At 70.5% G+C, this 7,469-nt stretch carries 4 protein-coding genes and 2 tRNA genes; 5 read left to right on the forward strand and 1 reads right to left on the reverse strand.

From position 1 onward, the window contains the following. The first annotated feature begins 58 nt into the window (after window positions 1-58). Entirely contained in the window at window positions 59-1,147 is a 1,089-nt protein-coding gene (locus ACFY0I_RS02535) for a PDZ domain-containing protein (RefSeq protein ID WP_388889032.1), read from the forward strand. Window positions 1,148-1,219: 72 nt separating this feature from the next. Here the strand turns inward: ACFY0I_RS02535 and ACFY0I_RS02540 are convergent, their stop codons facing one another. Further along, window positions 1,220-1,792, reverse strand: a complete 573-nt coding sequence (locus ACFY0I_RS02540) for a PPA1309 family protein (RefSeq protein WP_383995551.1) — start codon at window positions 1,790-1,792, stop codon at window positions 1,220-1,222. A gap of 179 nt (window positions 1,793-1,971) precedes the next feature. Between ACFY0I_RS02540 and ACFY0I_RS02545 the strand changes: the two genes are divergently transcribed. The 4 genes from ACFY0I_RS02545 to ACFY0I_RS02560 all read left to right on the forward strand — a co-directional run bounded on the left by ACFY0I_RS02545 (window position 1,972) and on the right by ACFY0I_RS02560 (window position 7,288). Beyond that, window positions 1,972-4,860, forward strand: coding sequence for a UPF0182 family protein (locus ACFY0I_RS02545; protein ID WP_388889325.1), 2,889 nt, complete (start codon window positions 1,972-1,974; stop codon window positions 4,858-4,860). 52 nt (window positions 4,861-4,912) lie between these two features. Then, window positions 4,913-4,986, forward strand: a tRNA-Met gene (locus tag ACFY0I_RS02550). A gap of 225 nt (window positions 4,987-5,211) precedes the next feature. Beyond that, complete coding sequence (locus ACFY0I_RS02555; RefSeq protein ID WP_388889035.1) at window positions 5,212-7,068, forward strand: sel1 repeat family protein; 1,857 nt, start codon at window positions 5,212-5,214, stop codon at window positions 7,066-7,068. A 146-nt stretch (window positions 7,069-7,214) separates the two neighbouring features. Then, a tRNA-Met gene (locus tag ACFY0I_RS02560) sits at window positions 7,215-7,288 on the forward strand. The last annotated feature ends 181 nt before the right edge of the window (window positions 7,289-7,469 follow it).

Consider the following 7,469-nt stretch of genomic DNA (forward strand, 5'->3'; position numbering starts at 1 on the left):
CCCCCGTACGGACCGGCCCCACGGGCCGCCCTCCGAGGCCGTCCCGTACTGTCGATTCATGCCACGCCGCACCGCGACGATGCTCGCCTCCACCCTCATGCTGTTCGTGCTGCTCTGCGTCGGGGTGTTCATCAAGGTCCCCTACTCCGAGATGAGCCCGGGCCCCACGGTGAACACGCTCGGCGACTCGCACGGCGAGCCGGTCCTGAGCATCTCGGGGCACAAGACGTACCCGACCACCGGTCACCTCAACATGACCACGGTCCGCGTCACCGGCGCCGATTACGACATGAACCTGCTGGAAGCGGTGTACGGCTGGGCGGCCGGCGACAACATCGTCGTACCGCACGAGAACCTGTACCCGAACGGCAAGACGGACAAGGAATCCACGCAGGAGAACGCCGAGGAGTTCAGCCAGTCGCAGGAGAGCGCCAAGGTCGCCGCGCTCAAGCAGCTGGGCATCCCGGTCAACGCCCGCGTGATCGTCTCCTCGGTGGTCAAGGGCGGCCCGTCCGAGGGCAAGCTGCACGCCGGAGACGTGATCAAGTCCGTCGACGGAGCCCAGGTCACCGACCCCGCCGACGTGGCCAAGCTCGTCACCAAGCACAAGCCCGGCGAGCCGGTCGAGTTCATCGTCGTCCCCGCCAAGGACGCCGCCGAGGCGGAACGCGCGAACCGCGAGCCCACCACCACGGCCAAGATCACGATCACCGCGGGCAAGGCGGAGGACGACGGCCACGCCATCGTCGGCATCCGGGCCGGGACCGACCACACCTTCCCGTTCCCGATCGACATCAAGCTCGCCGACGTCGGCGGCCCCAGCGCCGGCCTGATGTTCGCCCTGGGCATCGTCGACAAGCTCACCCCGGAAAACCTGACCGGCGGCAAGTTCGTCGCGGGCACCGGAACCATCGACGACAGCGGCAAGGTCGGACCGATCGGCGGCATCCAGATGAAGACCATCGGAGCCCGTCAGGCCGGGGCCGAATACTTCCTGACCCCGGCCGAGAACTGCGCCTCCGCCGCCTCCCACGTGCCCGACGGGCTGACCCTGATCAAGGTCTCCACCATCGACGACGCGACGAAGGCACTGCAAAAGCTCTCCAAGGGGGACACCGCCGGCCTCCCGCGGTGCACCACTTCCTGACCCACGGCCCTCTGACCTCAGGCTTCATGACCGCACGCCGCAGGAGGAGGGCCCGCGCCCGACCCGCCCGTCCTAGTCGAGGAAGGTGGCGGCCAAGGCCTCGGCGAGACCCGGCACCAGGGTCGCGCCCGTCAGCACCTCGTTGGAGGAGTCCTTCTCCCGCAGCCGCACGGCGGACTCCCGCGAACCGTCGCGCAGCACCCCCACGGTCAGCCGGACCTCCTGCCGGTCCGGGTGCGCGGCGACCCACTTCGCCAACTGCTTGTCGCTCAACCCCTCCGGTACGGAGGCCTCCGCGGACGGCGGCAGCATCAGCCGCTCCACCGTCAGGGCGCAGCCGACGATCGCGGCGGGCCACGCGATGGTTCCCAGGAACTTGTCCAGCGGGGTCCCGGCCGGTACGGAGTCCTGCTCGATCGGAGTGAGCTGGCTCTTGCCGGTGTCGTCCTGGTCGAGGCCGAGCTGACGGGCCAGACCGGGTTCCTGCTTGCGCAGCCGGGCGGTGTCGACCAGGGCGAACAGCCGGGCCGGCTTGTCCCAGCCGAGGGTGGAGGCGTACTCGTCGATTTCGAGGACGGCGCGGGTGAGCGGGGTGGCGGCCATCGGCGTGCCGGGGGAAGGAGAAAGGTTGGACATGGACAACATCCTGCCTCCTTTCCCCCGGTTACCGGGAACTGACTAAAGCCTCCGTAAGTTGCAAGAGTGGGCCCTACCATCGGGGACCCGGCTCCGCTCTTCCAGTACCGGACGCAGTACCCGGACGCAGTACCCATATTCAGTACCCAGACTCAGCGACTTTCGAGGTGCGCACCTTGGCTTTCCAGATGCCGGACCGCGGCGGAGGCCCCTCCGGGCCACGGATGAGAGTCGGCCGCCCCTCCCGGCGCGCCCGGACTCTTCTGACGACCTTGGGCGTCCTGGCCGTCCTGGCCATGGCGTTCATCATGTTCGCCGGATTCTGGACGGACTGGCTCTGGTTCCGCTCCGTCAAGTACTCCACCGTCTTCACCACCACCCTGTGGACCAAGATCGGTCTCTTCGCCGTCTTCGGCCTGCTGATGGCCGGTGCGGTCGGGCTGAACATCTGGCTGGCGCACCGGCTGCGGCCGCCGCTGAGCGCGATGTCGCTGGAGCAGCAGAGCCTCGACCGTTACCGGATGAGCATCGCCGCGTACAAGAAGTGGCTGCTCCTGGGCATCGCCGTGATCGTCGGACTGATCGCGGGCGCCTCGGCGGCCGGCCAGTGGAAGACCTGGCTGATGTACGTCAACGGGGTGCCCTTCGGGCGCAAGGACCCCCAGTTCAACCTTGACGTGTCCTTCTACACCTTCGACCTGCCCTGGTACCGCTTCCTGCTCGGCTTCGGCTTCGCCGCGGTCGTGCTGTCGGTGATCGCCGCCGTCGTCGTGCACTACCTGTACGGCGGCCTGCGCGTGACCAGCCCGGGCGCCCGCGCCACCGCCGCCGCGACCGGCCACCTGTCGGTGCTCCTCGGCCTCTTCGTCACCCTGAAGGCCATCGCGTACTGGCTCGACCGGTACGGCCTCGCGGTGAAGTCCAGCGACTTCAAGGCCGCCGACAACTGGACCGGCCTGCGGTACGTCGACGCCAACGCCTACCTCCCGGCGAAGACCATCCTGGTCGCGATCGCCGCGATCTGCGCGGTCCTCTTCTTCGCCACCCTGTGGCGCCGCACCTGGCAGCTGCCGGTCATCGGCTTCGGCCTGATGGTCCTCTCGGCGATCCTGATCGGCGGGCTCTACCCGGCGATCGTGCAGAAGTTCCAGGTCCAGCCGAACGAGCAGGCCAAGGAATCGCCGTACGTCGAGAAGAACATCAAGGCGACGCGCGACGCCTACGGGATCGCCGGGTCCGAGGTCAAGGACTACCCGGGCACCCCGCAGACGGAGGACCGGACCAAGCTGCGCACGGCGGCCGACACCACGGCCAGCGTCCGCCTCCTCGACCCGAACATCGTCTCGCCGGCCTTCCAGCAGCTCCAGCAGGTCAAGGGCTACTACGGCTTCCCGTCCACGCTCGCCGTGGACCGGTACAGCGGCCAGGACACGGTGATCGGGCTCCGCGAGCTGAACATCGGCGGCATCCCGAAGAACAACTGGATCAACGACCACTTCAAGTACACCCACGGCTACGGCGTGGTCGCCGCCAAGGGCACCACCGTCGGTGACCAGGGCGCTCCCGACTTCACCCAGTCCGACCTGCCCTCCAAGGGCATGTTCGGCACGGACTTCGAGCAGCGCATCTACTACGGCGAGCAGACGAAGCAGTACTCGATCGTCGGCGGACCGCAGAAGGAGCTCGACTACTCGGACGACAAGGGCGAGAAGGAGACGAGCTACAAGGGCAACTCCGGCGTCAACCTCGACAACCCGCTCAACCGCGCCGCGTACGCCCTGTCCTTCAGCGAGCCGCAGATCCTGTACTCCGGGGCCATCGGCGAGGGCTCGCGGATCCTGTACCACCGCACGCCGAAGGAGCGCGTCGAGGCGGTCGCCCCGTGGCTGACCATCGACGGCGCCCCCTACCCGGCCGTCATCGGCAAGCGGGTCGTCTGGATCGTCGACGCGTACACGACCACCAACGGCTACCCGTACGCCTCGCGGACCACGCTGGGCCGGAGCACCGCGGACTCGCTGACCAACAGCCAGCGCGCGGTGGTGGCCCAGGAGAACCAGGTCAACTACATCCGCAACTCGGTGAAGGCCACCGTCGACGCGTACGACGGCACGGTCAACCTGTACCAGTGGGACACCGAGGACCCGGTCCTGAAGACCTGGATGAAGGCGTTCCCGGGCACGGTCAAGACCAAGAGCGAGATCTCCAAGCCGCTCATGGACCACCTGCGCTACCCGCAGGACCTCTTCAAGGTCCAGCGCGAGCTGCTCACCCGGTACCACGTCACCGACCCGCAGACCTTCCTCAGCGGCAGCGAGGCCTGGGCCGTCCCGGACGACCCGACGACCAAGGCCGGCACGGCGGTCCCGCCGTACTACCTGTCGATGAAGATGCCGGGCCAGCAGGAGAAGGACCAGGTCTTCTCGCTCACCACGACGTTCACGCCGAACGAGCGGCCCAACCTCAGCGCCTTCATGGCGGTCAACGCCGATCCGGGCACGCCGGACTACGGCAAGATCCGCATCCTGAAGATGCCGACGAGCAAGCCGCCGGACGGTCCCGGGCAGGTGCAGAGCAAGTTCCAGTCCGAACCGAAGATCGCCGAGTCGATCCGCCTCCTGCGCGGTGGTGACTCGGAGATCGAGTACGGCAACCTGCTCGCGGTGCCCCTGGACGGCGGCATGCTCTACGTGGAGCCCGTCTACGTCCGCAGCTCCGGCCTGAAGTACCCGCTGCTGCGCAAGGTGCTGGTGACCTACGGCGGCCAGACGGCCTTCGAGGACACCCTCGACAAGGCGCTGAACGTGGTCTTCGGAGCCGCGGCGCCGACCGTGCCGACGACGCCGACCAACCCGGACCAGCCGCCGGGCGACGGCACGCCGCAGCAGCCCGTACCCCAGGACCCGACGGTCAAGGCGGCCCTCTCCGACGCGCAGAAGGCCGTCGAGGAGGCCGACAAGGCCATGAAGGCCGGCGACTGGTCCGCCTACGGCAAGGCCCAGGACGACCTGGAGGCCGCGCTGAAGCGGGCGATCGACGCCGAGGCCAAGGCGGCGACCCCCAAGCCGGGCGGCTAGCGACAACGCGGTAATGGCTCCGTCCCGCGTCGTGATACTGTGGTTTCACCGACGCGGGGTGGAGCAGCTCGGTAGCTCGCTGGGCTCATAACCCAGAGGTCGCAGGTTCAAATCCTGTCCCCGCTACTGAAGACGAAGGCCCGGATCCAATGGGATCCGGGCCTTCGTCATGCCCGGACCGGCTCGCGGGGGGCCGTGCGGGGTGATTCGGAGAACACGGGGTCACTGGGGCGGGTGAGTTGGGGTCGGAGCGTGTTTGACTTGTCTCTCTGTGGGCATGTCGACAAAACGCTGTAGTGACCTCACTGGCTGCGACATACCAGGTGTACGCGGGTAGCAGGTGATGCGACGATGGGATTTATGGGGGACAGGTCAACTCTGCTGGAGACAGGGCGGTTTGTGAGGGCGGAGACCGAGTCGGTCACGGAAGCCGGTGGGGCGGCTCAGGTTTTTGACGCGCACAACGCACTGACCGATGCGGCGTTCGCGGAGGAAGCGTTCGGAGAGGCCGAAGGGGCCACCGACGCCGAGTTGGAGGCACGCCACCGGGTGGCCGCCGACAAGGGCGACCCCGGAGCCATGAGCGTGCTCGGGGCCCTCCTCCTGCGCCGCGGTGACCTCGCCGGTGCCGAACCCTACCTGCGCGGCGCCACCGGGGAAGGGGACCGCGCCGCCGCGAACAACCTCGGCGTCCTCCTGCACCAGCGCGGCCACCCCGACGAGGCCGCCGGCTGGTGGCGGGTCGCCGCCGTCGCCGGGTCCGCCCCCGCCGCGCACGCCCTGGGCCGTCACTACCGCGAGCGCGGGGACGAACCCGCCGCCGAGTACTGGATGCGCCAGGCGGCGGAGTCCGGTCATGCCCTGGGCGCCTACGGGCTGGCCGACCTGCTGGAACACCGTGGGGACAAGGGCGTCGAGCGCTGGTTCCGGGCCGCCGCCGAGCAGGGGCACCGCGAAGCGGCGTACCGGCTGGCGCGGCACCTGCGCAAGGGCGACCCCAAGGAGGCGGAGCAGTGGTACCGGCAGGCCGCCGCGCGCGGCCACCGGCGGGCCGGCCTGCACCTGGGCGCCCTGCTGGAGGCGCGCGGCGAGTTGAAGGAGGCCGGCCGCTGGTACCTGAGCTCGGCGAAGCAGGGCGAGGCCCGGGCGGCCTGCGCCCTCGGCTTCCTGCTGCGCGACGCCGGGGACGAGGAGAGCGCGGCGACCTGGTGGCACCGGGCCGCCCAGGACGGCGACGGGAACGCCGCGAACGCGCTCGGCGCGCTGCACGCCGCTCGGGGGGAGACCCAGACCGCGGAGCGCTGGTACCGGGCCGCCATGGACGCGGGCGACCAGAACGGGGCGTACAACCTCGCTCTGCTGTGCGCCGCACAGGACCGGACCGCGCAGGCCGAGCAGTGGTACCGCCGGGCCGCCTACGCCGGACACCGGGAAGCCGCCAACGCCCTCGCGATCCTGCTCCTGCAGGGCGGGGACGCGGCCGGGGCCGAACCCTGGTTCTCCAAGGCGGCCGAGGCCGGCAGCGTGGACGCCGCCTTCAACCTCGGGATCCTCTTCGCCAGCAGGGACGAGGACCGCACGGCGCTGAAGTGGTACGAGCGGGCCGCCGCGGCCGGGCACACCGACGCGGCGCTCCAGGTCGGCATCGCCCTGGTGCGCGACGGTGAGGAGCGGGCCGCCGAACGGCACCTGCGGTGCGCGGCGGGCGGCGGCAGTGCGGAGGCGGCCTTCCGGCTGGCCTCGCTGCTGGAGTCGCTGGCCCCGCCGCCGGAGCCGGTGGCGCTGGGCGAGCCGGCGGGCGGGGTCGCGCGGACCGAGAGCGAGGAGTGGTACGAGCGGGCCGCCGAGCAGGGGCACCGCCGGGCCCAGGTGCGCGTCGGCATGCTGGCCGCCGCGCGGGGCGACCTTGCGGTGGCGGCGCGGTGGTACCGGGAGGCGGCGGAGGCGGGCTCGCGCAACGGCGCCTTCAACCTGGGGCTGCTGCTGGCCCGCGAGGGCAGCGAGCCAGAGGCCGCCCTGTGGTGGACCCGCGCGGCGGTCGCCGGCCACGGCCGGGCCGCCCTGCGGCTGGGGTTGCTCGCGGCCCGGCACGGAGACCTCTCGGAGGGGCAGAAGTGGTGCGTGCGGGCCATGGAGCTGGGTCCGGCGGAGGTGTCGGAGCGGGCGGCCCGGCTGCGGGACGCGCTGGCCGAGGAACTCTCCGCCTGACCGGATCGTCCGACTTGGTCGGGCGACCCGGTCGGGCGATCCGGCGCCCGGGGGGCGTCGATCCGGGCCGGGTGTGCCCCGTCCGGGTGCACCCGTTAACGGATTTGCATCTGCCGTCGACCTCCCCGTACAGTGAGGTTTACCGACGCGGGGTGGAGCAGCTCGGTAGCTCGCTGGGCTCATAACCCAGAGGTCGCAGGTTCAAATCCTGTCCCCGCTACTGAAGGTTCAAGGCCCGGATCCCATGGGATCCGGGCCTTGAGTCGTTTCCGGATGCAAGTCGGGACCGGGCGGGTACGAAACCGGGCGGGTATGAAAGCGGCGCCGGGCGGGGGGGGGGGGGGGCCCCCCGCCCCCCCCCCCCCCGGGGGGGGGGGGCGGGGCCGCCCCCCCCGCCCCCC

The sequence above is a fragment of the Streptomyces sp. NPDC001568 genome, assembly GCF_042893755.1.
Classification (GTDB): domain Bacteria; phylum Actinomycetota; class Actinomycetes; order Streptomycetales; family Streptomycetaceae; genus Streptomyces.

What these genes read in the sequence shown, in the direction of transcription:
- ACFY0I_RS02535 (WP_388889032.1), top strand. Translation starts at nt 59, where the DNA reads ATGCCACGCCGCACCGCGACGATGCTCGCCTCCACCCTCATGCTGTTC.
- ACFY0I_RS02540 (WP_383995551.1), bottom strand. Translation starts at nt 1,792, where the DNA reads ATGTTGTCCATGTCCAACCTTTCTCCTTCCCCCGGCACGCCGATGGCC.
- ACFY0I_RS02545 (WP_388889325.1), top strand. Translation starts at nt 1,972, where the DNA reads ATGCCGGACCGCGGCGGAGGCCCCTCCGGGCCACGGATGAGAGTCGGC.
- ACFY0I_RS02555 (WP_388889035.1), top strand. Translation starts at nt 5,212, where the DNA reads ATGGGATTTATGGGGGACAGGTCAACTCTGCTGGAGACAGGGCGGTTT.